Genomic DNA, 2,092 nt, shown 5'->3' with positions numbered 1-2,092 from the left:
CGTCTCTTTTTCTCAAAGGTGATGCGACCACGCGCGTCCATTGTGGCAGCGTTTTGCGCGAGCACGAACTCGATTCGATTCTCGCGAATCTCTTGCTCAATTGCGGACTGGTGATCGTGATAGTAACTGATCGCATCGTAGACAGCGGCAGGTTTCAGACGGCGATAGGTCTGCAATATTTCGCCTACCGTTTCGCCACGCTTGTACAACATTGCAATATCGCGCACGGAGATACGCGTGCCTTTGATCACAGGTCGTCCGCCACTCACCCCTTTTATGCGGACAATGTGGGGATGTTCTGTGGCTTTGGGTTTGGATACAGTGTTGCGTCTAGAAACTCTTTGCTTTGGTTTTCTGAGCCTGTTTTCAAGGGTTGATGAAATTCTATTGAGCTCACGATAGCATCAAGGTTGATTCAGGCAACGGCAAGCCCAAGTCAGTCAGCAATTGCGATTGGGGTGGCGCCAGTTCGGGATACGTCCACATCTGACTGCCATCCGAAAAACTGACCAAGACCACCGTGTAGTTCGCGAACAGTTCTAGCAGGGCGCGTCCGGTCAGATGCCGTTGCGCTTGCCGCACCAAGTGTTCGAGCAAGCAGTACACTAACAACGCAATCATCACGACCACTACGAGACTCACCAAGCGTTCGTCTTTGTGCAACCAGAGTGGATGGACTTGGAGCGGACCTTTGAGAATCGCAAAGCGTTTCTCGGCAACATCCTGTTCTTTCATCCGCGCCAGCACTTGGTCAGCGTCCAAGTCCCAGCGATTGGTCACAAGCGGATAGCGCCCATCGCGCGCCTTTGCCTGCGCCAGCTGCTCGGCGTTGACTTGATACTTCAGGGCTAACGCGCCATCCTCACCGTTCAATTCGATGTCGAGCAGGTGTCGTGCAGGGTTGCCCCGGTGGGCGAGATGAATTTGTTCGAGCGTGTAATCGCGCCGCTTGTATTTGCGCTGATTCAGATGCCGTTGAATGCCCTCCAATCGCTTCTGGAGTTTCTGCAAGGCTTCGCTGCGCTTCTGGGCATCCAAGCGTGCTTTACTGACACTTTGGACGACGAGGACGCGGGTCTGGACGCTTTGCTCGTCGTGTGTGAAGGTGTGTTCACGCCACACCCCGTAATACATGGGTTCCGGTGTAGTCGTCGCACGTGCCGGGTGGTAATTCAGCGGGTGGCTCATCAATTCATCCGCCGGCACGCGATCCAACAGGATTTGCAGGTCGCCATCGGTTGTCATCGGCGTGATAAACTTTTGCTGATGCTGACCATACCACACGAGCGTTTCCGGCGTACCCATCGCTCGGTCATGCACGATCGTCGCTTCGCTGCGTTGAGTCTCGGTGAGCAACGCACGCACCGCTTCGCAGTTCTGCCGTGGCGTCGTACGGTCGGCGGTGTTGCCCACGAGCACGCGAAACGCCAGCGGCAAACCGTTACGCGTGATATTGAGTCCGAGATTGATTTGCTTGCTGTCCGGGCGTTGGTCACGACTGTAACCAAATTTCACGACTTCGCTTTCAGTGTACAGTCCCTCGAAATACACTGACGTGATGTCGTAGTGAAGCCAGTCGAGGGGCAAGCGATAGCGCCGCACTGCGGTCTGAATGATCGTTTGCCAAATCGTGAGGTAGTGTGGATAGATGGCATCCAGCGTTTCGCCCAAGCGCGTGTCGTGTGCTTGTTCGGGTTGAAGGCCGAGTGCTTGACCCAGCGCGGTGGATTCCAGCCACGCTTCGACTTTATAAAGCGGGCGTGGGGCTTGCAAACGATTCAGGGCCAGGGTGTTGACGACCACCCCATGGGCAACGTCGTGGGCGCTGGCACAAGACGCATTCACGGCTGCCGCAACGCCCAGTTCGCGCAGAATCGGCAAGGTCAAGCACGCCGCACCCGGATTGCGCGCGACTTGGGATTGAAACGCACGAGCAAACAGTTCGGCTTGGCTGGGTTGTGGCATGGCACACCTCGCTGAATGGTGTGCTTCAGACTACCCAGATGCTATGCGATTGCCAAGGTGCAATAAGATTTAGCCAACCCTTGAATACAGGCTTAGTTCGCCTTTCATGTGAGATTTGTTGGATGCT

Annotated in this window: 2 protein-coding genes; both read right to left on the bottom strand. The window is 55.4% G+C overall.

The features are described from left to right. Nucleotides 1-251: DUF433 domain-containing protein (locus HY011_06215; protein ID MBI3422516.1), on the bottom strand; the 251-nt coding region annotated here is incomplete at its 3' end. A gap of 142 nt (nt 252-393) precedes the next feature. After that, a complete protein-coding gene (locus HY011_06210; GenBank protein MBI3422515.1) occupies nt 394-1,965 on the bottom strand; it encodes an IS1634 family transposase in 1,572 nt (523 codons plus the stop codon). Nucleotides 1,966-2,092 lie beyond the last annotated feature (127 nt).

The sequence above is a fragment of the Acidobacteriota bacterium genome (genome assembly GCA_016196035.1).
Taxonomy (GTDB): domain Bacteria; phylum Acidobacteriota; class Blastocatellia; order RBC074; family RBC074; genus JACPYM01.
Note: the sequence above shows the minus strand (reverse complement) of the source record. Positions and strands in the feature narration are given on the sequence as shown.